Source organism: Ulvibacterium sp. (assembly GCF_965228935.1).
GTDB lineage: Bacteria > Bacteroidota > Bacteroidia > Flavobacteriales > Flavobacteriaceae > Ulvibacterium.
This window is the reverse complement of record NZ_OZ245846.1, coordinates 3350631-3376990: the sequence shown is the minus strand read 5'-3', so window position 1 is coordinate 3376990 and position 26360 is coordinate 3350631. Positions and strand designations below refer to the sequence as shown.

At 43.5% G+C, this 26360-nt stretch carries 21 protein-coding genes; 14 read left to right on the top strand and 7 right to left on the bottom strand.

Features of this window, described 5'->3' with window-relative positions; genetic code table 11:
• The first annotated feature begins 23 nt into the window (after positions 1-23).
• The 3 genes from ACO06Y_RS14200 (at position 24) to ACO06Y_RS14190 (ending at position 1469) form a co-directional block, all read left to right on the top strand.
• Positions 24-545 carry a hypothetical protein gene (locus ACO06Y_RS14200; protein ID WP_422079645.1) on the top strand — a complete coding sequence of 174 codons (522 nt, stop codon included), beginning with the start codon at positions 24-26 and terminating at the stop codon, positions 543-545.
• A complete protein-coding gene (locus ACO06Y_RS14195) occupies positions 529-981 on the top strand; it encodes a hypothetical protein (protein ID WP_422079644.1) in 453 nt (150 codons plus the stop codon). Before ACO06Y_RS14200 ends, ACO06Y_RS14195 begins: the two co-directional genes overlap by 17 nt.
• Before the next feature lie 137 nt (positions 982-1118).
• Complete coding sequence (locus tag ACO06Y_RS14190; RefSeq protein ID WP_422079643.1) at positions 1119-1469, top strand: DUF6515 family protein; 351 nt, start codon at positions 1119-1121, stop codon at positions 1467-1469.
• 49 nt (positions 1470-1518) lie between these two features.
• Here the strand turns inward: ACO06Y_RS14190 and ACO06Y_RS14185 are convergent, their stop codons facing one another.
• Positions 1519-2553, bottom strand: coding sequence for a WD40/YVTN/BNR-like repeat-containing protein (locus tag ACO06Y_RS14185; protein WP_422084180.1), 1035 nt, complete (start codon positions 2551-2553; stop codon positions 1519-1521).
• A gap of 70 nt (positions 2554-2623) precedes the next feature.
• On the opposite strand from ACO06Y_RS14185, the gene ACO06Y_RS14180 reads away from it, so the two are divergent.
• The 10 genes from ACO06Y_RS14180 to ACO06Y_RS14135 all read left to right on the top strand — a co-directional run bounded on the left by ACO06Y_RS14180 (position 2624) and on the right by ACO06Y_RS14135 (position 17008).
• On the top strand, positions 2624-3835 hold the full coding sequence (locus ACO06Y_RS14180) for an RsmB/NOP family class I SAM-dependent RNA methyltransferase (protein WP_422079642.1): 1212 nt from the start codon (positions 2624-2626) through the stop codon (positions 3833-3835).
• Between the two features lie 125 nt (positions 3836-3960).
• The gene (gene purL, locus ACO06Y_RS14175) at positions 3961-7638 is read left to right on the top strand and encodes a phosphoribosylformylglycinamidine synthase (protein ID WP_422079641.1); all 3678 of its coding nucleotides are present in this window, start codon (positions 3961-3963) and stop codon (positions 7636-7638) included.
• Positions 7639-7648: 10 nt separating this feature from the next.
• Positions 7649-8104: a GNAT family N-acetyltransferase gene (locus ACO06Y_RS14170; protein ID WP_422079640.1), complete on the top strand. Its 456-nt coding sequence runs from the start codon at positions 7649-7651 to the stop codon at positions 8102-8104.
• A gap of 148 nt (positions 8105-8252) precedes the next feature.
• Positions 8253-10025 carry an AMP-dependent synthetase/ligase gene (locus ACO06Y_RS14165; RefSeq protein ID WP_422079639.1) on the top strand — a complete coding sequence of 591 codons (1773 nt, stop codon included), beginning with the start codon at positions 8253-8255 and terminating at the stop codon, positions 10023-10025.
• Between the two features lie 233 nt (positions 10026-10258).
• Entirely contained in the window at positions 10259-10711 is a 453-nt protein-coding gene (locus ACO06Y_RS14160) for a MarR family winged helix-turn-helix transcriptional regulator (RefSeq protein ID WP_422079638.1), read from the top strand.
• A gap of 12 nt (positions 10712-10723) precedes the next feature.
• Positions 10724-13129: a 3-hydroxyacyl-CoA dehydrogenase/enoyl-CoA hydratase family protein gene (locus ACO06Y_RS14155; protein WP_422079637.1), complete on the top strand. Its 2406-nt coding sequence runs from the start codon at positions 10724-10726 to the stop codon at positions 13127-13129.
• A gap of 37 nt (positions 13130-13166) precedes the next feature.
• Entirely contained in the window at positions 13167-13523 is a 357-nt protein-coding gene (locus tag ACO06Y_RS14150) for a four helix bundle protein (protein ID WP_422079636.1), read from the top strand.
• 44 nt (positions 13524-13567) lie between these two features.
• Positions 13568-14761 (top strand): acetyl-CoA C-acyltransferase, encoded by a 1194-nt coding sequence (locus ACO06Y_RS14145; protein WP_422079635.1) that lies wholly within the window; start codon positions 13568-13570, stop codon positions 14759-14761.
• Positions 14762-14792: 31 nt separating this feature from the next.
• Positions 14793-15149 carry a four helix bundle protein gene (locus tag ACO06Y_RS14140; RefSeq protein ID WP_422079634.1) on the top strand — a complete coding sequence of 119 codons (357 nt, stop codon included), beginning with the start codon at positions 14793-14795 and terminating at the stop codon, positions 15147-15149.
• A gap of 47 nt (positions 15150-15196) precedes the next feature.
• On the top strand, positions 15197-17008 hold the full coding sequence (locus ACO06Y_RS14135; RefSeq protein WP_422079633.1) for an acyl-CoA dehydrogenase family protein: 1812 nt from the start codon (positions 15197-15199) through the stop codon (positions 17006-17008).
• A gap of 88 nt (positions 17009-17096) precedes the next feature.
• Here ACO06Y_RS14135 and ACO06Y_RS14130 read toward each other — a convergent pair whose 3' ends face one another.
• A complete protein-coding gene (locus ACO06Y_RS14130; protein WP_422079632.1) occupies positions 17097-19124 on the bottom strand; it encodes a dipeptidyl-peptidase 3 family protein in 2028 nt (675 codons plus the stop codon).
• 141 nt (positions 19125-19265) lie between these two features.
• Here ACO06Y_RS14130 and ACO06Y_RS14125 point away from each other — a divergent pair, with 141 nt between their 5' ends.
• Positions 19266-20711, top strand: coding sequence for a pyridoxal phosphate-dependent decarboxylase family protein (locus ACO06Y_RS14125; RefSeq protein WP_422079631.1), 1446 nt, complete (start codon positions 19266-19268; stop codon positions 20709-20711).
• A 49-nt stretch (positions 20712-20760) separates the two neighbouring features.
• Here the strand turns inward: ACO06Y_RS14125 and ACO06Y_RS14120 are convergent, their stop codons facing one another.
• The 5 genes from ACO06Y_RS14120 to ACO06Y_RS14100 all read right to left on the bottom strand — a co-directional run bounded on the left by ACO06Y_RS14120 (position 20761) and on the right by ACO06Y_RS14100 (position 26276).
• Entirely contained in the window at positions 20761-21633 is an 873-nt protein-coding gene (locus ACO06Y_RS14120) for a hypothetical protein (protein ID WP_422079630.1), read from the bottom strand.
• Between the two features lie 44 nt (positions 21634-21677).
• Complete coding sequence (locus ACO06Y_RS14115; protein WP_422079629.1) at positions 21678-22802, bottom strand: hypothetical protein; 1125 nt, start codon at positions 22800-22802, stop codon at positions 21678-21680.
• Positions 22803-22891: 89 nt separating this feature from the next.
• Positions 22892-23575 (bottom strand): hypothetical protein, encoded by a 684-nt coding sequence (locus ACO06Y_RS14110; RefSeq protein ID WP_422079628.1) that lies wholly within the window; start codon positions 23573-23575, stop codon positions 22892-22894.
• Positions 23562-24122, bottom strand: a complete 561-nt coding sequence (locus tag ACO06Y_RS14105) for an RNA polymerase sigma factor (protein WP_422079627.1) — start codon at positions 24120-24122, stop codon at positions 23562-23564. Before ACO06Y_RS14105 ends, ACO06Y_RS14110 begins: the two co-directional genes overlap by 14 nt.
• A gap of 351 nt (positions 24123-24473) precedes the next feature.
• Positions 24474-26276 carry a glycoside hydrolase family 15 protein gene (locus ACO06Y_RS14100; protein WP_422079626.1) on the bottom strand — a complete coding sequence of 601 codons (1803 nt, stop codon included), beginning with the start codon at positions 26274-26276 and terminating at the stop codon, positions 24474-24476.
• Between the last annotated feature and the right edge of the window lie 84 nt (positions 26277-26360).

Sequence of the window (26360 nt, the reverse complement as noted above, 5' to 3'; positions counted from 1 at the left end):
GCACTGGAAGTCAAAATAAAGACATGGACAAAAAATATAAAAAGTCTGATTTTAAAACCCCTGAGGGCTACTTTGACGGCTTCACCGAGAGGATGAGGCAAAAGTTGTCAGAGGAAGATATTCATCTCCCTGAAAAGGATGGTTTTCAAGTGCCCAAGGACTATTTTGAAAATCTCAATGAAAAAATAGTTCAAAAAATTCAGGATAGCGAAACCCAGGTCATAAAACTAAATCCTTATAGAAAATACTATTACGCGGCCGCTTCAATTGCCGCTGTGCTATTGGTAGTTTTCGGATTGCGCTTAAGTCAGGAAGATGAATTCACTTTCGGGGATTTGGCCAATTCCGATTTGGAAACTTATTTGGAAAACAATGATCTGGGGCTTAGTTCATATGAAATAGCCGAGGTAATTCCCGTAGAGGAATTGGAAATCAACGATATCTTGGAAAATCAAATCAACGATGAAAACATCATGGAGTATTTGGACGATACCGTGGATGATGTGGATGAACTAAACATAGAATTCGATGAATACGAACAATAGCATACGGGTGCTGATTTTGTCTTTACTGGCCACTACGGTCTTTTATGGACAGAACAGGCCGATTAGGGACAAGATCAAGACCCTCAAGGTGGCCTTCATTACGGAGCGTTTGAATCTAACTTCCGAGGAGGCCCAGGTCTTTTGGCCCATTTACAATGAACACGAGGATAAAATAGAGGCCATTAAGAGAAAGGAAAGACGTGATATACGTGCCAAGCTTATGGATTTTGACGGATTGTCCGAAAAGGAAGCGGATGCCCTCCTTAATGATTTGATCGCATTGGAAGACGAAAAGCACCAATTGAACGTTGCCTTCCTGGAGAAAATGAATAGGGCAATCACTTCCAAAAAAACATTTCTACTTATAAAGGCCGAAGAGGATTTCAAAAAACGATTACTAAAGGAAATGCGGGACAGACGGCGCGGTGGTGGCTAATGTGGATCAAGAATTCGATGAAAAACATAAAAAGGGCGCTGGATAGCGCCCTTTTTCATTAAACCATCCTTTCCCTGATCAGTCAAAAAGATGTAAACTAGGCTTGGTAAATCAGTCCAAGTCGTAAAATTTATGTTATGAAGAATCTAAAGTCTATTTTACTTATCATGGTATTGTTCGGAACCTTATCCGCTGTAAACGCTCAAAGAAGGGTCGTTAAGGTATACCCAAGAATTGGTACGGTGGTAACCACTATTCACCAACCTAAACTAGTGGTACATAGAGGTGTTAATTTTCATGTTGCCAATGGGGTTTGGTATCGGTTCAGAGGAGGGAGGTATGTGGTCTGTGCGGCACCAATAGGCGTTACGGTAAGGCATCTTCCAAGAGGGAACAAAGTTGTTCGCATCAATGGAAGAAAATTGTACAAATACCAAGGTGTTTGGTATAAAAAGTATGGCCGAGGTTATATGATAGTGAGTGTATAGTTGATAGTTTGTTCAGGGCAAAGTGAGGAATTTTAGCCTTAACCGGACCTCACTTTGTCTTGAATGACAACTTGGCTACCCTCCCCTTTCCTGCGGCATAAGCTGTGGAATCATTCAAAAAACGTACTGTGTAAAAAGGTTCCTCGGATATCGCTTTCCATGTTTCTCCCCGATCGCTGGAATACGATATTCCCGTAAAGCCAAGGGCTACTATTTCTTTTCCCTTCGAATTAGGGACGAACCGTACACAACTTTTATACGAAGGGTTTTGCCCATCGGCTACCAACAGCCAGGTTTCCCCGCCATCTTTAGTGATAGCTTTATTTGCCTTGTTGTTTTCAGGACGCGTATAGTCTCCACCAAAAACCACACCTACACTTTCATCATAAAAATCAATGGAATAAATTCCTTGGGTGGGTCCCCTACTCTGTATTGGAGTTTCAAATACTTTCCAGGTCTGCCCTTTATTCGGTGAAAAATAAATACGCCCTTTTGTCGTGGCAATCCAGGTTTTGTTTGCCATGGTAACTATATTGGAGTTACTTGCTGCAAAGGCACCTTCGCCTTCAATACCTGCAGGTAGAAAATCACAGGGTAGTTTATTCCAGGTATTTCCCCCATCCCTTGTAATGATTATAGAAAGACAGCCCCCCACACTATCCCCAATGGCAATCCCTTCCAAATCATTCCAAAAGGTCATCGCATCGTAGAAGACTCCATCACCCTCCTCCTTGTAGACCAGTTCCATCCGCCCTTTATTACCTGTCTTGTACAGCAATGCCGGATTACCAGCGGATAGCATGAAAAAATCCGTGGTCGTATGCGCGATGGCCCTAAATTCCGGCACAATGGAATCAAAATGCTGTATGTTGGTCCGTATCGTTCCCCTGGAAAGGTCTATAGTTCCAAAAGTCCCCTTATTGGCAGCAAAGGCCAAGCTATTACCCATGATTTCTATGGCTCGGATGCTTAGGGAATCCTGATAGATTACTTCAACTTTAACGGATGAAAACGGATCTCTTCCTTTCTCTTCAGAACAGGAAAACAATAACGGGAAAGTCAGGATCAATGGGATGAATCGCATCATGATAAAATTTTTCAAAATTAAACGGATTGCTACTAAAACAATACCTTTGCAGCCTTATTTTTCATGAATGAAATTGCACAGAAATTTGGTTTTTGCCGTAATCGATGCCCTTAACTTGATATTTACCGAAGGTCAATATGCGGACAAGGTAGTTGAGAAGATACTGAAAAGGGACAAGCGATGGGGCTCCCGTGATCGCGGTTTTATTGCCGAAACTACCTACGAAATGGTGAGATACAAACGCCTTTATGCCAAGATTGCCGAGGTAAGGGAACCGTATAGCAGAAGCAACTTGTTTCGAATGTGGGCCGTTTGGGCCGTGCTAAAAGGAATTCAACTACCGGATTGGAAACAGATTGTACCTACTCCAGAACGTCGTATCAAAGGTAAATTTGACGAACTTTCCAAAATCAGGAAATACAGGGAATCCATACCGGATTGGTTGGACACGCTTGGAGAAAGGACTTTGGGTGAAAAACTATGGGCCGGGGAAATCGCGGCCTTAAACCAACAGGCCGAGGTTGTTTTAAGGGTCAACACGCTTAAAACTACTAAGGATAGATTGCAAAAGGAACTTTTAGGTGCAGGTATCGCTACGGAACCTATAAAAGGTTATACCTATGCCTTGAAGTTACAGGAACGTTCCAATGTCTTTAGCTCGGAACCTTTTAAAAAGGGATGGTTTGAAGTCCAGGATGCTTCCTCCCAATTGGTCGGGGATTTTTTGGATGTTAAACCGGGGATGCGGGTGGTGGATGCCTGTGGGGGTGCAGGAGGCAAAACCTTGCACTTGGCCGCATTAATGGAAAATAAGGGACAACTCATAGCATTGGATATCTATGGCAACAAGCTCAAGGAATTGAAAAGACGTGCTCGGCGAAATGGTGCCCATAACATAGAACCCAGGATAATCGACTCCACTAAAGTCATTAAGAAATTACATGGCAGCGCGGATCGTGTCCTAATCGATGCTCCTTGTACCGGCTTGGGCGTTCTCCGGCGTAATCCCGATGCAAAATGGAAATTACAGCCGGAATTCTTGGAAAAAATTACAAAGACCCAAAAAGAAATACTTTTTAATTATAGCAAAATGGTAAAGCCGGGAGGTAAATTGGCGTATGTAACCTGCTCTATTCTTCCCGTGGAAAATGAAGAACAGATTCTGGCCTTTTTGAAATCGGAAGAAGGAAAAAGCTTTACCATGGTCGAAGAAAGACATATCTATGCCTCCAAGAGTGGATTTGATGGATTTTATATGGCCTTAATGGTCAAAAGATAAAGAGGCCCATTAGCTTTCGATTGATTATCAACAATCCCAATAAAACCTGTTGATTTTTCCCTGAAAAACTTAGCCTAAAAAGGTGTAAATTTGTGCTTTCTTAAATCAAACAACGTTCTAGTTCAATGATTCACTTTTTCGGAGAGGTCGACGCAAAAATTTTTGCGGTACAGACCAAAAAGGAACTTTCTCATCAGGATATAGAAAAATTAACCTGGTTGTTCGGGAACAAATCCAAAATAAACATGGCGTCGATTGACGCCTTTTTTGTTGGCCCCCGAGCGGCAATGGTTACCCCTTGGAGTACAAATGCCACGGAAATTACGCAAAACATGGGAATCTCCGGAATAGTCCGGATTGAGGAGTTCCAGTCCGTGGAAACCGATTTCATGAATTTCGATCCGATGCTTTTCCAAAAATTCGACGGGTTGGGACAGCATATTTTTGATATCGACATTGTACCGGAACCTGTATTGGAAATTGATGATATTTCCGGTTATAATGAGAAGGAAGGACTCGCCCTAAACGAGGAAGAAGTAGAATATCTGGAAAAGCTCTCCGAAGAAATCGGGAGGAAATTAACGGATTCCGAAGTGTTCGGGTTCAGTCAGGTCAACTCGGAGCATTGTAGGCATAAGATATTCAATGGCACCTTCATCATTGATGGGAAGGAGATGCCTTCCTCCCTTTTTAAACTGATAAAAAAGACTTCCCAGGAAAATCCGAACGATATTGTGTCGGCCTATAAGGACAACGTTGCTTTTGTAAAGGGGCCCAAAGTGGTGCAGTTTGCGCCCCAAATTGCTGACAGACCGGATTATTATCGTGAAGAGGAATTTGAATCGGTGATTTCCCTTAAGGCGGAAACCCATAATTTCCCAACTACCGTAGAACCCTTTAATGGCGCAGCTACCGGATCAGGGGGTGAAATACGGGATCGATTGGCCGGTGGAAAAGGCTCCCTCCCTTTGGCCGGGACGGCGGTTTATATGACGGCCTATTCCAGATTGGAAGAAGATAGGCCTTGGGAAAAAGCTTTCCCGGCCCGCAAATGGCTTTATCAAACGCCTATTGATATTTTAATAAAAGCTTCAAACGGTGCTTCGGATTTTGGTAACAAATTTGGGCAACCCTTGATTTCTGGATCGGTCTTGACCTTTGAACATCAGGAAGGTACAAGAAGATTGGGCTTTGACAAGGTAATTATGCTTGCCGGGGGTATCGGATATGGAAAGGCGGATCAGGCCCTAAAGGAAACACCGAAAACCGGTGATAAAATTGTTATTCTTGGTGGGGACAATTACCGTATCGGTATGGGTGGCGCGGCCGTCTCCAGCGCGGATACCGGGGAATTCAGTTCGGCGATAGAGCTTAATGCCGTACAACGTTCCAATCCTGAAATGCAGAAAAGGGCCTCCAATGCCATTCGGGGTATGGTGGAAAGTAATCAAAATCCAATTGTTTCCATTCATGATCACGGTGCCGGTGGACACTTGAATTGCCTTTCCGAACTTGTGGAAGATACCGGCGGTAAAATTGACCTGGACCAATTGCCCATTGGCGACCCCACCCTTTCATCCAAGGAAATTATCGGTAACGAATCCCAGGAAAGGATGGGTCTGGTCATTGGCCAAAAGGATATCGATTTGCTACAACGTATCGCTGAACGGGAGCGTTCTCCCATGTATCAGGTGGGCGATGTTACCGGTGACCATCGATTCACCTTTGAATCCATTTCTAAAGGCGAAAAACCTATGGATATGGATTTGACCGCCCTTTTCGGAAGTTCTCCAAAAACAATAATGGAAGATACCGGCATCGAAAGAAAATATTCGGATTCCCTATATACCTTGGAGAACTTTCACGACTATTTGGAACAGGTATTGCAGTTGGAAGCCGTTGCCTGTAAGGACTGGTTGACCAACAAGGTAGATCGCTGTGTAGGTGGTAGAGTGGCCAAACAGCAATGTGCCGGTCCACTTCAGTTGCCTTTGAACAACTGTGGGGTAATGGCATTGGATTTTAAGGGAACCGAAGGTATAGCCACGAGTATAGGCCACTCCCCTATTTCCGGATTGATAGACCCCGAGGCCGGAAGTAAGAATAGTATAGCCGAAGCCCTGAGCAATATCATTTGGGCACCGTTAAAGGATGGGCTAAATTCCGTTTCCCTTTCTGCCAATTGGATGTGGCCCTGCAGAAACCAGGGCGAGGATGCTAGATTGTATAGGGCCGTTGAAGCCTTATCGAATTTTGCCATTGCATTGGGTATTAATGTGCCAACAGGGAAAGATTCCCTTTCCATGAAACAAAAATATCCGGATGGGGAGGTCATTGCCCCGGGAACGGTAATCGTATCCGCTGCGGGACATTGCGATGCCATCACCAAAGTGGTGGAACCCGTTTTACAGAAAGATGGAGGCCCCCTATACTACATAAACCTTTCCCAAGACAATTACAAATTGGGAGGTTCCTCCTTTGAGCAAATACAAAATGCTATTGGAACCGATGCCCCGACCATTAAGGATGCATCTTATTTCAAGTTAGTTTTCAATTCAATCCAGACTTTGATAAAGAAAGGTCAAATCCTTGCAGGTCATGATGTTGCCTCCGGAGGGTTGATAACCACACTTTTGGAGTTATGCTTTGCCGATGTTGATTTAGGAGCTGATTTGGATTTAAGCGATCTAGGCGAAGAAGATATCATAAAACTCCTTTTTTCTGAGAACGCAGGTATCGTTTTTCAATTGGATTCAGAGGATTCCCTAGCTGTAGAACAACAGTTAAAAGATACGGGAATAAGCTTCAATAAAATAGGAAAAGTTGTTTCCGAAGGTACACTCTCCATCAAAAACGGAGAGGTGCAATTGGGATTGAACGTCAATTCTCTAAGGGGCATCTGGTTTAAAACCTCCTATTTGTTGGACGATAAACAAACGGCCAACGGACTGGCAAACGAGCGCTATGAAAACTATAAAAAACAACCGTTGCGTTATCAATTTCCGAATCAATTCACAGGGATTCTGCCAGAGCGTTCTGTTGCACAAGGCAGACCCAAAGCAGCCATCCTAAGGGAAAAAGGGAGCAATTCCGAGCGGGAAATGGCCAATGCCATGTTCCTGGCCGGATTTGACGTAAAGGACGTACACATGACCGATCTGATCAGTGGAAGGGAAACCTTGGAAGATATCCAGTTTATTGGGGCTGTGGGCGGTTTCTCCAATTCCGATGTGCTCGGCAGTGCCAAGGGCTGGGCCGGGGCCTTTAAATACAACGAAAAGGCCAACACCGCCCTACAAACGTTTTTTGCCCGTACCGATACCCTTTCCGTAGGCATTTGCAACGGTTGCCAGTTGTTTATGGAACTGGATTTGATCAATCCCGAACATGGGGAACAACACGGAAAAATGACCTATAACGATTCCCATAAACATGAGAGCAATTTTACATCCGTGCAAATCCAGAAAAACAACTCGGTAATGCTATCCAATATGGAAGGCACTACTTTGGGCGTGTGGATTTCCCATGGTGAGGGCAAATTTAGTCTACCACTTCCTGAGGCGGACTACGATATCGTTGCGAAATATGGCTATGCGGACTATCCGGCAAATCCCAATGGAAGTGATTATAACACGGCTATGTTGTGCGATAAAACGGGTCGACATTTGGTTACCATGCCCCATATGGAACGTTCTATCTTTCCCTGGAATTGGGCACATTACCCCAAGGATAGGGAAGATATGGTCTCCCCATGGTTACAGGCGTTTGTAAATGCCAGGAAATGGGTGGAAAAAAACAGGTAGTAACTGTGATATGAATATTCGTCTTGCCGTTAAAAAGGACGTCCCGGACATTGTATCCCTACTCGCCAATGACAAATTGGGCGAGCTGCGTGAGGATTTTCAAGATCCGTTGCCTAAAAAGTACTATGATGCTTTTGAAAGAATAAGCTCCGACCCCAATCAAGAGTTGGTCGTTACTGAAGATGAATACAAAAAAATTATCGGAACGCTACAATTGAGCTTCATCCCATACCTCACCTATCAGGGAGGTATTCGTGCACAAATTGAGGCGGTACGCGTACATGAACGGTATCGTGACCAAGGTGTGGGGCAACGCTTGTTTGAATGGGCCATCCAGCGTGCAAAAGAAAAAGGTGCACATTTGGTACAGCTCACAACGGATAAAAAAAGACCTAAAGCACTTCATTTTTACAAAGGATTAGGTTTTACCGATAGCCACGAGGGAATGAAACTTCACTTGGTTTAAATCCCAATCGACAAATTCCAGTTTCCCAAAGCCAATGGATTGGACTCGAAAATTCTAGGAGATGTTTTTAAAACATTCTGTCCAAAGTACTGAATTTTAATATCCCGTCTACTTTCGCTATTTTGCAGTAACCTAGGAGAAACTAACTATGCAAAACATCACCAGACTGTTCGATTTTCCATATTACCAATTGGAAAAATACAATATGGAAAAATGCCTGGTCACAAAATACGGTGACCAGTGGGTGGCGACATCCACCAAAGAGTATATCGAAAAGGCCAATGCCATTAGTCGAGGTCTGTTACGCTTGGGAGTTGAACGGAATGATAAGATTGCCCTAATTTCCATGTCCAACCGGACGGAATGGAATATAATGGATACCGGTATATTGCAATTGGGTGCACAGAACGTACCCATTTATCCAACAATTTCTGAAGAGGATTATGCCTATGTACTCAATCACTCTGAATCTTTGTATTGCTTTGTTTCCTGTGACGAAGTGTATCAAAAGGTAAAGGCCATTAAAAGTCAGGTGCCCAGCCTTAAGGAGGTGTATTCATTTGATGAATTATCGGATTGCAAGAACTGGAAAGAGGTACTGGAACTGGGGAAGGACGATTCCAATCAGGAAGAGGTGCAAAAACGTATGGAAGCGGTAAAACCGGAGGATTTGGCTACCTTGATCTATACTTCTGGAACAACGGGGACGGCCAAGGGCGTTATGTTATCGCATCAGAATGTGGTGAGTAATGCCTTGGAAAGTTTCAAGCGACTGCCTTTGGATTATGGTAATGCAAAATCGCTGAGTTTTTTGCCCGTATGCCATATCTATGAAAGAATGCTCATGTATCTGTACCAATATGCCGGGGTCACGATTTATTTTGCCCCAATTGATCAAATCAGTGAATTTATCAAGGAGGTGGAGCCGCACGTTATGACCGCTGTCCCCCGACTATTGGAAAAAGTGTACGACAAAATAATTGCCAAAGGGGCCGAATTGTCCGGTATTAAGAAAAAACTCTTTTTTTGGGCCGTGGATGTAGGTCTACAATATGAACCCTACGGCCAGAACGGATGGTGGTACGAAAAAAAATTGGCCCTGGCACGTAAATTGATATTTAGCAAATGGAAAGCGGGTCTGGGTGGCAATCTCAGTCTGATTTCCTCAGGAAGCGCTGCATTGCAACCTAGGTTGGCACGAATATTCAATGCGGCCGAATTTGGGGTAATGGAAGGATATGGGCTTACGGAAACCTCCCCTGTAATTTCCGTTAACGATATGCGTGATGGTGGATTTAGAATCGGTACTGTAGGTAAGCTATTGGATCGTACGGAAGTAAAAATAGCCGATGACGGTGAAATCTGTATAAAAGGCCCCCAAGTGATGATCGGGTATTATAAGGATCCGGAACTAACCGCCGAAGTACTAAAAGATGGTTATTTTCACACCGGGGACATTGGGGAAATTGATTCAGACGGTTTTCTCAAAATTACGGATCGCAAAAAAGAGATGTTCAAGACTTCTGGTGGTAAGTATGTAGCCCCCCAATTGTTGGAGAACAGGTTGAAACAATCCCGGTTTATAGAACAGGTTATGGTAGTGGGTGAGGGAGAGAAAATGCCGGCGGCCCTCATTCAGCCCGATTTTGAGTTTTTGCACGAGTGGGCCAGAAGACACCAAATTACCGTTCCGGAAAATTCGGATATCGTACTGAACGAAAAAGTACTGGCCCGCTATGAGGAGGAAGTAAATCTAGCCAATGAGAAGTTTGCCAAATGGGAAAAGGTAAAACAGTTCCGACTAACCCCGGATGTATGGGGTATTGACAGTGGTCACCTTACCCCTACGATGAAGCTTAGAAGAAGAATTATCAGGGAAAAGTACCTGGATCTATACAAAGATATTTACGGGCACCTTTAACAGTCACCATCCATAGCACTAAAGGTATCACTGTTCTCCCACAACTGATTTGTGTACGGTTCATTTCCTTGAAAACCATAGTTGGCCATCTCCTTGTTTTTTGTTCAGGAATCTTTTTCAGTGTTTTCATAATGGCACTATCGAGCCGTTATAGAACCAAAACTTTTTTCGTTTTTTATTATGCATGCATAATAAGTTTTTGTATCTTTGAGAACTATAACCAATAACCACCCATGAAGGAAATTACCATAGATTACGCACTACGAGCCACTTGGCAGGCAGTTGCCAGAATGTACAATGAAGAGGCCAAAAAATTTGGATCTACGATGGCGGTAGGCTTTACCTTGTTGAGCATCGATCCCAAAACCGGCACACCCTCAACAGCATTAGGGCCCAAAATGGGCATGGAGGCCACAAGTCTATCCCGTATCTTGAAAAGTATGGAGGAAAAAGGCTTAATAGAACGGCGGCCCAATCCCAATGATGGCCGGGGTGTCTTGATACATCTAACGAATTTTGGCCTTGAAAAGAGGAACGATTCCAAAAATGCCGTACTTCGGTTCAACGAGACGATACGCTTAAGTGTTTCCGAAGAGAAATTGGACTGTTTTTTTGAAGTTATGGATACCATCAATCAAGTGATTACGGATAAGAAAATCTATTCCGAGGAATCAACGAGTAAATAGAGCCTACTACCCATGAACAAACATATCAATAAAGTTGCGGTTATCGGATCCGGCATAATGGGCAGCGGAATTGCTTGCCATTTCGCCAATGTTGGCGTTCAGGTACTGTTGTTGGATATTGTACCACGTGAACCCAATGAAAAGGAAAGGGCCAAAGGACTGACCTTAAAGGACAAGGTAGTACGAAATCGTTTGGTAAATGATTCTTTGGCCGCAGCCTTGAAGTCCAAGCCCTCACCTATTTATCATAAGCAGTTTGCCAAACGCATCGTTACTGGAAACTTGGAGGATGATATCGCCAAGGTTTCGAAGGTGGATTGGATAATTGAAGTAGTCGTGGAGCGTTTGGATATCAAGAAACAGGTATTTGAAAACCTTGAAAAACATCGTACCAAAGGTACTTTTATCTCTTCCAACACTTCTGGTATCCCTATCCAATTTATGAGCGAGGGTCGAAGCGATGATTTTCAGGAGCATTTTTGTGGTACCCACTTCTTTAATCCTGCCCGTTATTTGAAATTGTTCGAGATTATCCCCGGCCCAAGGACAAAACCTGAGGTACTGGATTTCCTGAATTCTTATGGTGAAAAATTTCTGGGTAAAACCGCAGTGGTGGCTAAGGATACCCCCGCTTTTATAGGAAACCGTATTGGTATCTTTAGTATTATGAGCCTGTTCCATATGGTAAAGGAATTGGGCATGACCATAGAAGAAATCGATAAATTGACCGGACCTGTAATCGGTCGTCCAAAATCGGCTACCTTCCGCACAGTAGATGTCGTAGGTCTGGACACCTTGGTACATGTGGCCCGTGGCATTCATGAGAACTGCACCGACGATGAAAGACACAACCTTTTTAAATTGCCCGATTTTATTGATACCATGATGGATAATCAATGGTTGGGCAGCAAATCCGGACAAGGGTTCTATAAAAAAATTTCGGGTAAGGCTGGAAAAAGCGAGATTCTTAGTTTAGACTTGGATATAATGGACTACCGTTCCAAGAAAAGTGCCAAGTTCGATACGTTGGAACTTACCAAAACTGTCGATAAAGTCATAGATCGATTTGTCATTTTGGTCAATGGAAAGGACAAGGCTGGCGAGTTCTATCGAAAGAGTTTTGGACATTTGTTCGCTTACGTGTCCCATCGAATTCCTGAGATTACCGATGAATTATACAAAATCGATGATGCCATGAAGGCGGGTTTTGGCTGGGAACACGGGCCCTTTCAAATTTGGGACGCTATTGGCATCGAAAAGGGATTGGAATTCATAAAGGCTGAAGGGCAACAAGCGGCCGATTGGGTACATCAAATGTTGGCTTCGGGCCAAAAGTCCTTTTATGTAGTTCAGGAAGGAGCCACCTATGCCTTTGATATTCCTTCCCAATCCATTAAAAAAATCCCGGGACAGGATGCTTTCATCATTTTGGACAACATTCGCAAATCCAATGAGGTCTTTAAAAATAGCGGTGTCGTTATCGAGGATTTGGGTGATGGTATCTTGAATGTGGAGTTTCAGTCCAAGATGAACACCATTGGCGGAGATGTCCTTGCCGGATTGAACAAGGCTGTCGATCTTGCAGAAAAGGATTTTCAGGGATTGGTCGTCGGCAATCAGGCGGCAAATTTCTCGGTAGGTGCCAATATTGGAATGATATTTATGATGGCCGTAGAACAGGAATATGATGAACTGAATATGGCCGTAAAGCTTTTCCAGGACACCATGATGCGCATGCGGTACTCCGCTATTCCAACGATTTCCGCACCACATGGAATGGCCTTAGGCGGCGCATGCGAGCTTTCCTTGCATGCGGACAAAGTGGTTGCTGCATCGGAGACCTATATTGGTTTGGTGGAATTCGGTGTAGGTGTCATCCCCGGTGGCGGGGGCAGTAAGGAGATGACGCTCCGGGCCTCGGATACTTTTCGGAAAAATGATGTGGAACTGAACGTCCTACAAGAATACTTCTTGACCATAGGAATGGCCAAAGTGTCCACCTCAGCCTATGAGGCTTATGACCTGGGCATCCTACAAAAAGGGAAGGATATCGTGATAGTCAATAAAGATAGGCAAATCGCTACCGCTAAGGCTTATGCCCAGCTACTGGCCGAACAGGGCTACACCAAACCCATTCCAAGAAAAGATGTAAAGGTCTTGGGGAAACAGGCCTTGGGCATGTTCCTTGTAGGAACCGATTCCATGGAAGCCGGGCATTATATTTCAGAGCACGATAAAAAAATAGCGAACAAATTGGCCTATGTCATGGCAGGTGGTGATCTATCCGAAGCCAGCTACGTTAGTGAGCAATACCTATTGGATCTGGAAAGGGAGGCGTTTCTGTCGCTCTGTACCGAAAGAAAAACCTTAGAACGCATTCAGCACATGTTGAAGACGGGGAAACCGTTGAGAAATTAGAACTTGGGATGAAAAGAGGAAAGAACAAAGACTGGAGATGACCCATAATTTTCGAAAACTTAAAATTTGGACAGAAGGGATGTCAATAGTTAGCGAGACTTATAATCTGGCAAGGACTTTTCCAGACTTTGAAAGATACAACCTCTCTAGTCAAATGATTCGCTGTGCCGTCTCCATACCTTCCAACATTGCTGAAGGAAGTAGTAAAAGTACGGATAAGCATTTTAGCAAATTTCTGGAAGTAAGTCTTGGCTCAGCATTTGAATGGGAAACACAGCTTATCATTGCTTGCAACGAAGCCTATATTTCAGATAAAAAATTCAAGGAATTGGAGCAGAGAATTCAGCAGTTACAAAAAATGATATCAGGATTTCAGGGAGGGTTGGATAAGTAGTCTTTTGTCTTTACTCTTTTGGTCCTTTATCTCAAAAGCAGCTTATGAACAAAACAGCATACATCGTTAAAGCATATAGAACCGCTGTCGGCAAGGCGCCCAGGGGAGTATTCCGATTCAAGCGGCCCGATGAACTGGCCGCAGAGACCATCGAGCATATGATGAAGGAAGTTCCGCAATTGGATAAGAAAAGAATCGATGATGTCATTGTCGGTAATGCGATGCCCGAAGCCGAGCAAGGTCTTAACGTAGCCCGACTGATTTCTCTAATGGGGCTGGAAATCGAGGATGTACCGGGAGTCACCGTAAACCGATATTGTGCATCGGGAATAGAAACTATAGGGATTGCCACGGCAAAGATTCAAGCCGGCATGGCGGATTGTATCATTGCAGGTGGAGCTGAAAGTATGAGTTATATTCCCATGGGAGGATATAAGCCCGTACCGGATTATTCCGTGGCCAAAGAAGGAAATGAGGATTACTACTGGGGTATGGGATTAACGGCAGAAGCGGTTGCTGAGCAATTCAAGGTATCCCGGGAAGACCAGGATGAGTTTGCGTTCAATTCGCACCAAAAAGCGTTAAAGGCCCAGGCAGAAGATCGTTTTCAAGACCAAATCGTGCCCATTGAAGTAGAGCACACCTACGTCAATGCTTCCGGTAAAAAGGAAACCAAGACCTATACCGTGAACAAGGATGAAGGGCCACGTGCCGATACTTCCATGGAGGCATTGGCCAAATTGCGACCTGTTTTTGCAGCAGGTGGAAGTGTTACCGCAGGAAACTCTTCGCAAATGAGTGATGGTGCGGCCTTTGTATTGATTATGAACGAGGATATGGTAAAGGAATTGGATTTGGAACCTATCGCTCGTTTGGTGAATTATGCCGCTGCGGGGGTAGAACCCCGGATTATGGGTATTGGACCCGTAAAAGCCATTCCAAAAGCGCTCGGTCAGGCCGGATTACAACAGAAGGATATTGAATTAATTGAATTGAACGAGGCCTTCGCCTCCCAGTCGCTTGCGGTAATCCGTGAATTGAATTTAAATCAAGACATCGTAAACGTAAATGGAGGGGCCATTGCCCTGGGGCATCCTTTGGGGTGTACCGGCGCAAAGCTTTCCGTTCAGTTGTTCGACGAGATGCGAAAACGGGATATGAAGGGGAAGTACGGTATGGTGACCATGTGCGTGGGCACCGGACAAGGAGCCGCCGGAATCTATGAGTTTCTTTCTTAAAAAGAAAAAGGAAAATAGAGTATAGACACGTATGGCAAGACGGCATAATTATAAGAATTTAAAGATATGGCAATTGGGCCTTGAAATAGCCAATGATGTTTCAGATATTCTAGTAAATTTTCCAAAACATGAAAGATATGACTTGAGTTCCCAGCTAAGTAGGTGCTCTGTTTCCATGCCAAGTAATATTGCGGAGGGCTCCGGAAGAACGGATAAAGGTTTTAAAAATTACATTGATTATTCCTTAAGTTCTTCATACGAATTGGGAACACAATTATTAATAGCATACTACAGAAACTACATAGATACTGAAACGTTAAAAAAATTGGAAAGTAAAATAGAAGAATGTCAAAAAATGACAATGGGTTTTCAAAATAGATTGGACTAATTTTTCTTCTCTCTATTCTATTTTCTTTACTCTAAAAACTAAAAATTATGAGTACAGAAACAATGAACAAAGAAATTTTGCGGGGCGGGCAATTCCTGATAAAGGAAACCAAATGTGAGGACGTTTTTATGTTGGAAGATTTGAATGAAGAGCAACGGATGATGCGCGAAAGCACCAAAGAATTTGCGGATCGGGAGCTCTGGGCACATTGGGAACGTTTTGAAAAAAAGGATTACGCTTACACGGAAGCATGTATGCGAAAGGCCGGGGAATTGGGGTTGCTCAGTGTAGCCGTACCGGAAAAATATGAAGGTCTGGGAATGGGATTTGTCTCCACTATGTTGGTCTGCGACTATATTTCCGGCGTCACGGGCTCCTTTAGTACGGCCTTCGGTGCACATACCGGTATTGGAACCATGCCAATTACCTTATACGGTACTGAGGAACAAAAGCAAAAATATGTGCCGAAGCTGGCTTCAGGCGAATGGTTCGGGGCCTATTGCCTCACGGAACCCGGGGCCGGATCGGATGCCAATTCCGGAAAGACAAAGGCAGTGCTGTCCGATGATGGAAAACACTATACCATTACCGGTCAAAAAATGTGGATTTCCAACGCGGGCTTCTGTAATCTATTTATCGTTTTTGCCCGGATAGAGGATGACAAATACATAACGGGGTTCATTGTGGAGAACGATCCAAAGAATGGAATTACCCTGGGTGATGAGGAAAAGAAACTAGGTATCCACTCCTCCTCTACCCGACAGGTCTTTTTCAATGAAACCAAGGTTCCCATAGAGAATATGCTTTCCGAAAGAGGAAATGGATTTAAAATCGCCATGAACGCCCTGAACATTGGGCGTATTAAACTGGCAGCAGCCTGTTTGGATGCCCAGCGCCGGGTAGTGACCGAAGCAGTAAAATATGCCAATGAGCGTATGCAGTTCAAAACCCCGATTATCAATTTCGGGGCGATAAAGGCCAAAATAGCACAGATGGCGACGAACGCCTATGCCGGAGAGTCGGCATGTTATCGCGCTGCAAAAAACATAGAGGATAGGATTGCATTACGTGAATCCAATGGCAACTCCCATCAAGAGGCGGAGTTGAAGGGTGTTGAGGAATATGCGATAGAATGTTCCATTTTAAAGGTCGCGGTCTCCGAGGACTTACAGGAGACCACGGATGAAGGTCTCCAGATTTTTGGTGGTATGGGCTTCAGCGCAGATACCCCTATGGAGTCGGCTTGGCGCGATGCCCGAATCTCTAGAATTTATGAAGGAACCAACGAGATCAACCGTATGCTAGTGGTGGGAATGCTCGTGAAAAAGGCCATGAAGGGTCACGTAGATCTACTAGGCCCGGCTACCGCGGTTGGCGAAGAACTAATGGGTATCCCATCCTTTGAGACACCAGACTTTTCAGAACTTTTGTCCGAAGAAAAGGATGTAATCTCCCGATTAAAAAAAGTGTTTTTGATGGTTGCTGGAAGTGCCGTCCAAAAGTTTGGCCCTGAATTGGAAAAACATCAGCAACTGATGCTGGCCGCTGCCGATATTCTAATTGAAATTTACATGGCCGAATCCACTGTTTTGCGAACGGAAAAAAATGCCAGACGCTCAGGAGAGGAGTCCCAGACGGCCCAAATTGCCATGTCCAAACTGTATTTGTACAATGCGGTGGAGACCATTGGCAAAAAAGGCAGGGAGGCCATTATCTCCTTGGCGGAAGGAGACGAACAACGCATGATGCTCATGGGGCTCAAGCGTTTTACAAAATATACCAATTATCCAAACGTGGTAGCCTTACGGACGCAAATTGCCGATGTGGTAGCCGAGCAAAATGGATATACCTTTGACTAATTCAGATTTAAATTCTGATGAGACAGGAGGAAAGCCGTCCGTTTTACACGGACGGCTTCATTTTTGTTTCGTAGTAGCCCTATTGTTCTCAATTTTTGCTCAAAAACCCAAACCTCTCCGCATAATCCAACATTTGACCTTCGAAGCTTTCAGGTTGTTTGATTTTGATATCCACTATTTCACCGGACTCATTGGTTTCCGGCTCTAATATCGGGTTTACAAATCCGCTATAAGGCGCTGACTTAAATTGCATATTGCGTTCCAAAACCTGTGCATGCAGCTCTTGATCTACCTTTACGCCATATCCCTCCACCAAATCCTGTGCTGCCTTAAAATCGCCTTCGGATTTAATACGTTGGGTCTCTTTCAGCAACTCTCCGAAAAGACTTCGTAATTTGGCATAGTCATTAATATTGTAAAACGTTTTACCGCCCTTTTCCACTTTTGCGATAACGTTATCCGCCTTTCCTTTTTCATAGGCCCAGGCAGAGACCCATTGCCTATTTACCATATGGTCTTCCTCAATATCATCACCCAGTTTAATGCGGATAAGCTGTGTAATTAAACCATTTCGGATATAACCGTCATAGGCGGCTTTGCCCAGTTCTTTCCAGTTCTCTACTAGACCCAGTTCCTGGAGTTTTGGATCCATCAGGAAATAGAGCCCTACCAGATCAGCCCTACCTTCTTCCATAGTGGACGCGTAGTTTTTCAGTGTCTCCTTGGGCTGACCGACTCCCTCATTGATCTGACCGGAGGCATGACCTATAACTTCATGAAGTGCGGTATGTAACTTGTCCGCCAGTTTTCCGTGTTGCTCTTCCAAAGCAATTTCCTCGGCATCATATGCAAACTCCTTTAATCGGCCACTCCCCCCGGCATTATTATACGCATCGATAATGTTTCCCAAGGAAACCGATTTACTACCGTGTTTTTGGCGTATCCAATTGTTGTTCGGAAGGTTCACCCCAATCGGTGTACTCGGGGAGGCATCCCCAGCCTCTCCGGCAACATTGACCGTTTTATAGGAAATACCAACAACATTGGGTTTTTTATGCTCTTCCATCAAGGGGGAGTTATCCTCAAACCATTGTGCATTTTCCGAAAGCACCGCCATTTGTTTGGACATTTCAAAATCTTTGATCTGGACAATGTTTTCATAAGAACCCTTATATCCTTTTGGGTCGTTGTACACTTCCACGAAGCCATTGATCCAATCGATATTACCATTGGTAGAGTTGACCCATGCAATGGCATATTCATCCCATGTACCCAGGTTCCCTGTTTTATAATACTCGATCAAAAGTCCCAGTGTTTTGGCCTGTTGCTCGTTTTCCGCGACCTCCTTGGCCTTTTCCAACCATTTTATGATTTCGTCAATGGCCTCGCCATACATCCCCCCGGACTTCCAGACCATTTCCTTTAATTTTCCATTTTCCTTTACCAGTTTGGTATTAAGACCTACTTCAATAGGCTTTCCCTCAGGCCCTTTGTCCATTTTAGCATAGAAGGATTCCACATCGGCATCCGTTACCGTAGGGTCATAAAAATTAATGGCAGAGGAAGCTACATTATCCACACCCTTTTTCTTATTGACCTTTTTGTTATCCTTTTCGTTGAAAATTACATCAAAAGGTTCTCCTGAAAGTTCCGTATCCGTCTCTTTGAGCAAATAAGTCAAATATTCCGCTGTAAAATCCGGTTTGATCTTGTCATTGGAATAATGGTGATGAATGCCGTTGGAAAACCATACGCGTTTTAAATAGGTCTCGAGGGCTTTCCAATCTTCGGCATTCTTATCACCCTTATATGATATATAAACTTTTTCAAGTGCATCCCTAATTTGCAAATTATGCCGATAGTTTTGATCCCACATGATGTCCCTACCGGCCAGACCGGCCTGGGTCAAATAATACACCAGTCTCTTTTCCTTTAACATAAGTTCATCGAAACCGGGAATCTGATATCGCAAGATCCTTAAATCCGCAAACTGATCTACAACATATTCAAACTTGGTGGTTTCCGTAGCTTCAACCGGTTTTTCTTCTGTTTTTTCGGTACATGACCACAAAAAACTTGCGATAAGAAAACCGCATGCAATATTTTTAAATTTCATAGTTATGAGAAAGTTTGTTTATCTTCCAAATGTAACAAAACTCGTCATAATTGTTACAAATTCATATAGGAAGTTTCAAAGGAGATGGAATGTTTTTGATGCATTGTTTTGTTTACTTAAACCAAGACTTTATTTTTAGGGATGGACAAAAACCTATTAAAAGCGGTCTACTCTCCGAAGGATTTCAGGAAACACGGTCATAAGCTCATCGACGAACTGGCTAATCATTTGGAGAATAATATCCAGGCAAAATCGGACACTGCCATAAATTGGAATGTACCCGAAAACGAACTGGCCTTTTGGGGAGATTTTCTTGATAAAGGGGATGTATCCGAGTTTTTTCCGGAAATTCTAAACCGAACCACGCAAATACATCATCCCAAATACATTGGACACCAAGTAAGCCCCACGGCACCGATAACCGCATTATCGGGAATGGTAAGTGCCCTACTGAACAATGGTATGGCCATCTACGAAATGGGAATGGCCCCATCCGCTATTGAGCGCATTGTTGTCAACAAACTTTGTGAAAAAATCGGATACCGTCCAAATTCCGGAGGCTTTTTGACCTCAGGGGGAACCTTGGCCAATTTAACGGCCTTGCTATCAGCCAGAAAGACAAAGCTTTACCACGACATTTGGAACAAAGGCCATGGGGGCCAATTAGGTATTATGGTCAGTGAGGAAGCCCATTATTGCATAGACCGCGCGGCTAAAATAATGGGATTGGGGGAAAAAGGGATTATTAAAATTCCCGCTACCCAAAGCTTTCAAATGGACACCTCCCAACTTCAACCCCATCTTGAAAAGGCCAAAAAAGAGGGAATAACCGTTTTTGCCATCATTGGAAGTGCTCCTTCGACAGCCACCGGGGTCTATGATAACCTGGAAGCCATTGGAAAATTTGCCGAAACCAACGACCTATGGTTTCATGTGGACGGTGCCCATGGAGGAGCGGCCATCTTTTCGGAAAAATATGCGTATAGGGTGAAGGGTATGGAACAAGCGGATTCTGTGGTCATAGATGGTCATAAAATGATGATGATGCCCACTATCACTACGGCCCTACTTTTCAAAAACGATATTCACGCTACGGCCACCTTCAGTCAAAAAGCGGATTATCTTTTGACACCCACAGACCATGAGGACTGGTACAATTCCGGTAAGCGGACATTTGAATGTACCAAGACCATGATGAGTATCCATTGGTATCTATTGTTAAAAACCTATGGAGAGGAAGTTTTTGATAGGTTTCTTACCCGATTATACGATATGGGACATCAATTTGGGGAAATCCTTCAAAATGATCCGCAATTTGAATTGGCGATCTTACCCGAATCCAATATCGTATGCTTTCGATATTTAGATTCCGACCTGGATACTTTTGCCCTAAATCAACTTAATGAACACATCAGACAATTTCTTTTGGAGGATGGCGAATTTTATATTGTCCAGACCAAACTAAGGGGTATCCAATATCTACGCACTACCCTTATGAATCCGTTTACAACACCAGAACACTTGCAGCAGTTATTGGAGAAAATCAAAAAATATTCAAAGCAGGTGAAGGAAAACTCCAGCTTCTAGCGGTGTCCTTTAGTGATTAAGACCAGAACTTCACATTCTAATTTATGGCCTAATCCGTAAAAACATTTGAGGTAAACAACTGCTCCGTTAAATATCTCAAAGAAGATTTCCACTTGCCGCCGGCCAATAAATTGGAGCCGTCGACAGATTTGTTCAAGAATACGTTTTCAGAAAAATCCATTTCAAAGGATTCCACCTCGCTATCCGCACCGTAAAGACGCATGTTTATTACCCTTTCCAGTTGCGTGTTTTTGTTGGAAACTTCCTGTGCCATAAGATCCGATTCCGGACTTCCATTTTTTTCGTCCTCCTTAATAGAAACAAAGAGAATATACTCGGTTTCCAGGGCGTCCCGCAATTGTTCCGGGGAGGACTGTCTTAATTTTCCATAACTAAATCCAGAATCTACAAGTCTTTCTATGGCCTTTCCCATATTCAAAACCTCAACCCCTTGTGTATTGGCTTTTCCGGACATTAAGCCAATGACATATTCCGTGGCCTTGTTGGCCAACGTCTTATCATAATTTCCGTTTCTTTTGAAATCCAAAGGCACTACGGACATGATATTTTCCTCATAGCTCGGAGCCATAGGGGCTTCCTCCATAAATGCAGAGGTGGCATCACCGGGATTCTCCTTAGCGATAATCGTTTCATTACCATTTCCACCAAAATTCTGTGTTCTACCACTGGCAAAAACTATTTTTTCCAATTTAGCTGGATTGATCTCGTTTACTACGGTTTCCCCAGGGTAGACAAAGCTGACGGCCCCATCGGTCACCTTCGTAACCTTTACCTGGAGCAACTGCCCGTTCGTAGTAAAAACAATATCATTTTTTGATGCGCCCTGCTGGGGGAAAAGATACATGCAGAACAACAATCCCGATACAATAAAAACATTTTTCATCTCAGTATTTTTAATCATTAACATCCTTTTTTATCAAGGCCCGATTAGGTGCCCACTTTAACTCATAGGTCCAGCCGAAGACCTACCGATACAAATTGTTGATTTTGGCTATCATTGTTAAAAATGGTATTCAAATCATATTTTCCATATAGCGAAAACGCCCCAAAACCAACGTAAGCACTCAATCCATAAATCTGTTGGTTTACATTATAGTCGCCTCTGGTCTCTGACCTGTAAAACCGTCTCCTTCGAAATAGAAAGGGATACTCCATCCGCTGTTCTTCGTCCAAGCTAATGCCCACATATCCTCCTATGCCGATTTTAAATTGATTGCTTGTTGAATAATACCCCCCTTTACGGTTATACTTCATTTTTGTCGGCCCGAACTCCAAATGAATGGGCAAGACCAAATTGTGGACAACAAAACTTGACTTGTGCAAATAGGACGGGAAATCCTGCAATACCGTTTGGCCGTCCACTTCCGCAAAAATTCGGTTTCCACTAGGCTCCAATTCATTGCGCTGATAGGAGACGCCATATTTTAATCGCAATCCGTTCTTTTTCAAAAGTGGTGTCTTGAGCGCAAAACCAATTTCCCAGAATCGTGAGCTATAAAACAAGTAATCCCTTTCATCCTCAATGTCCTGCCAAGTAATACCATCCCTTACTGCATTGTTCAAGCCTAGGGCCAATACAATATCCAAGGTTGTCGGGCTCCGTACCTCTTTATTTTCCAGAACTGTAGGTACTTCCAAGGGCATCTCGGCCGAATTATCCGGTGTCGTTTTCTTTCCGGGAAGGTCCAGTTTTAATCCTTCCTTCTCCTTGGCATAGGAATCGACATCCAAAAAAATCTCGACTTCCTTATTCCCCTTTGGGGTTTCCCCATCGTTCTCCAGGAAAAAAATCGTCTTTAACAGTACAGCTTGGCGCTCATCGATTTTTTTTGTACGTTCTTCCGCCGCCTTGAGCTTTAGTCTATCGGCCTCGGGCTTATTGATTACCCCATTATCCAAAAGGCTATTGATATTCTCCACTTGTTCTTTCAATGCCTTTTTCTCCTCTTGCTCAACAATATCCAATTGCTTACGAAGTACCTCGATGACCTCCTCCTTCGGAGCTTCTTGTGCTTCGATGCCTGTTAAGGGAAGTACTATTATCAGCATCAGAAGTATTATATTTTTCATAGCATATGCTTTTGATGTTTTTAAGTACAGTGTTCATATCCTGATAGGGTCTGGAAACCATGGTCCAAACTCCCGGAATGGTATAGGCTTCAATTTGCGATGGCATCCTTTAGTTTCACAAAACCATATTTTAGGTTTTGGGATAAACTGTTCCTATTCTGTTGATGCTCAATTTCCTGCTCTATCTCGGCTAGTATCTCTACCGCCAAGATTTTTCTCATTGCCTGAGAGGCTTTTTGTCTTTCGATGTTTTGGCGTGCCTTTCGCATCAAATCATCGATTTCCGCTTCGGTGACTTTTGAATTTTCCGACTTTACGGAGACATTTATAGTTTCCAAGTGTTCCGCAACATCTTGATTCCCGGAATCATTGTCTTGGGCCTTGTTCACCTTGTTTTTCATTCCAGCTCCAATGCCATGCCCAATGAATACCACCTCCTTCCTTTCGGATACTTCAGGCAGCGATTCGGTTTTTGTGCATTTCACCTTTTTTTCGGCAAACTGTGACACTTGATGCCCTTGTCCGATTAAATTGATAGTATTATCCGTAAAGGATCTATTCGTAAAACCATCTATTTCCTCGGCTATAAATCCAATACCAAACATGAAAGCCACCAGAAAAGCAATCCCTTTTAAGTAGTTCCGCCGACTCCTATCCTTTTGTTCCTCTTCATATAGTTTATCCAAAAGCCTTGACCACGCCGATTTGTTCGGCGTAAGGGAATACCCTCCCAATTTCTCTTTTGCGTAGATTTCAACATCAAAGTGCTTCATTATTTTTTCTTTGGAGCTCCAATTTTTTTTGAAGGATTTTGCGGGCTTTTGAAAGTTTCGATTTTGAGGTGTTCTCCGAAATCTTGAGCAGTTTGGCTATTTCAGTGTGCTTATATCCTTCGATGGCGTGAAGCATAAAAACAAACCTATGTCCCTTTGGAAGTTCGTCTATGAGCTTTAGCAGGTATTCGGCATCGGCCTTCATGGCCACTCTAGGGCTTCCGGAGCTTTCGCGATACTGAACATCTCCCTTGAATACCAATCTGCGATTTGTCTTAAGGAAATTGATGCATTCACGCACCATTATCTGTCTTATCCAACCTTCAAAACTTCCATCGCCCTTAAAGGTATTCAGGCGCATAAAGACTTTTAGAAAGCCCTGTATCATTACGTCCTCTGCATATTGTACATCCCGGACATACCTTTTACAGACCGCCAACATCTTAGAGGAATATTTTTCATATATTCCAAACTGGGCGGCCTTGTTGGCCAGTAACGCTTTTCGTATAAGCGACTTCTCGTCCTTATATAGGGGGATAACCTTCACTTTTCCTTTCTTAGCAATCGTAAAAGACACAGGGCCCTTTACTAGAATAGACAATTTATTTAATGAAAAAGTTCCCCCTAAAAAATGGTTTTAGTCAAAATTTAACAACTTTAACATACTAAATAAAAGATCTCCAAGGCAACCACCTCCTTCCACTCAATGGAAACCCGGAGTTAAAGGCTGTTGGGTACTTCTTCCCTAAACAGGGTTTACTGTTTTGATCTTGGATAAGGAAAGTGAAGATTCGAACATTTGGATCGAATCGTAGACGATACTATGTATCGTTTTTTGGAAAAATGATGCATACCAAATTTCCTAGAGGTCACAAAAACAAAAAGACAAACTTTGGAACTACTCCCTCATGGATTCCAAAATACGCTCTTCGGTATTTTTTCTGGAAAAGTTCACCGCACATTCGATCAATGCCAAATGTGAATAGGCTTGGGGGAAGTTTCCCAAAAGCCTTTTGGTCTTAAAATCAATGTCCTCGCTAAACAGACCTAAATGGTTCCCATAGGTAAGGGTCTTTTCAAAAAGGGCCACGGCCTTTTCCTCCTCCCCTATTTTAAACAGGCTATTGATAAACCAAAAGGTACAAATGGTAAAAGAGGATGAGGGGAGTCCAAAATCATCCTTATTCTTGTAGCGATACAGTAGGCCATCATTGCTTAATTCCTTTTCAATGGCCCTGACCGTACTCATAAATTTGGGCGATCTGGCATGTATGAATCCATAGGACTCCATAAGCAGTACAGAGGCGTCCAGATGTGTGGAGCCGTAGGATTGGGTAAATGCATTTACGTCATCGTTCCAGGCATTTTCGTGAATGTCGTTTTTAATTTCCTGCTCCAATTGGGTCCATTGTTCCAATTTCCGTGTCTTCTTCAGTATACGGGCAATCCTTACGGCCCTGTCGATGGCAACCCAACAAAGAACCTTGGAAAAGGTGAAATGACGTTCTTCCGTACGTAATTCCCAAATCCCCTTGTCAGGTTCCTTCCAGTGTCTGGAAACGATCCATACAATCCCTTTGGTTATGCCCCATAACTCCTCACCATTCTCGATACCTGTAGAGAATTTGGCCAATTGCGCATGAATAACATCCATCAAAATTCCGTATATATCATTTTGCTTTTGTTCATAGGCCGCATTGCCCACCCGAACCGGTTTGGAGTTTTGGTAACCGCTCAAATGATCCAGGGTCGTTTCCGTCAAGGTCTTCTCCTTGTTGATGCCGTACATAATCTGCAATTTTTCATCCTTGTCGGGAATCAGATCAATAATGAATTGCAGATATCTGCGTGCCACGTTCTTGTGGCCCAGATCGGCCATGACCTTGATCACCATGGAGGCATCCCTGATCCAGCAAAAACGGTAGTCCCAGTTCCTTACCTCACCAATGGTTTCCGGCAAGGAGGTCGTTGCCGCCGCAAGTACGGCTCCGGTCCTATCATAACTTAACAACTTCAACGTTATGGCACTGCGCATAATCTGTTTGTTGTACTTGTTATAAGTAGGTGTCCTATTCGCCCAATTAAGCCAGTACACCTTGGTCCGTTCCAAATCCAGATAAATTTTTCGGGAGGTGGGGTGGAGTATCTTTTCATTATACCCCAACAAAAAAAAGCCGTTTTGCTTTATTTCCAATTCCCTGCCTTCCACCACGGCATTCTTGTTGAAGGAAGTATACAAAAAGACGGTGTCGAACTTTTCGGTCTGGGTAAGGCTTACCACAAAGTTCTTCTTTACATACGTTTTGGTCTCTCCAAGGGCATATTCCAATTTGGGATCGTAGTGCACCCTAAATTTGGGCCTCCCCTTGATATGACGCACATGCCGGGCCAACTCCGGAGGAGCATGGTAACCCCCATTCTCATTGTAGTAGCGAGGCATAAAATCATGGATCTCAAAAGTATTCTCCCCATCGGAAAACCGGGTAATGAGAACCGCCGTACTCTTTTTGTAACGCTGTTTAATCGTATAGTCCTTCGCTACACGAATCTCAAAACTACCGCCAATCTTGTTGTCCAATAACTTGGCGAAGACCGATGAAGAATCAAATTCGGGCAAACAGCACCAATCGACAGAACCTGTTTTTGAAATTAGGGCAGCACTCCTACAATTTCCTACTATTCCGTAGTCTAAATTATCCATTCAATAAAAATGTTGATGTAATCCAGTTTTGAATTGTTATTGCCATGCAATTTGACGAAATTTAGAGAAATTAAAAGTAAAACA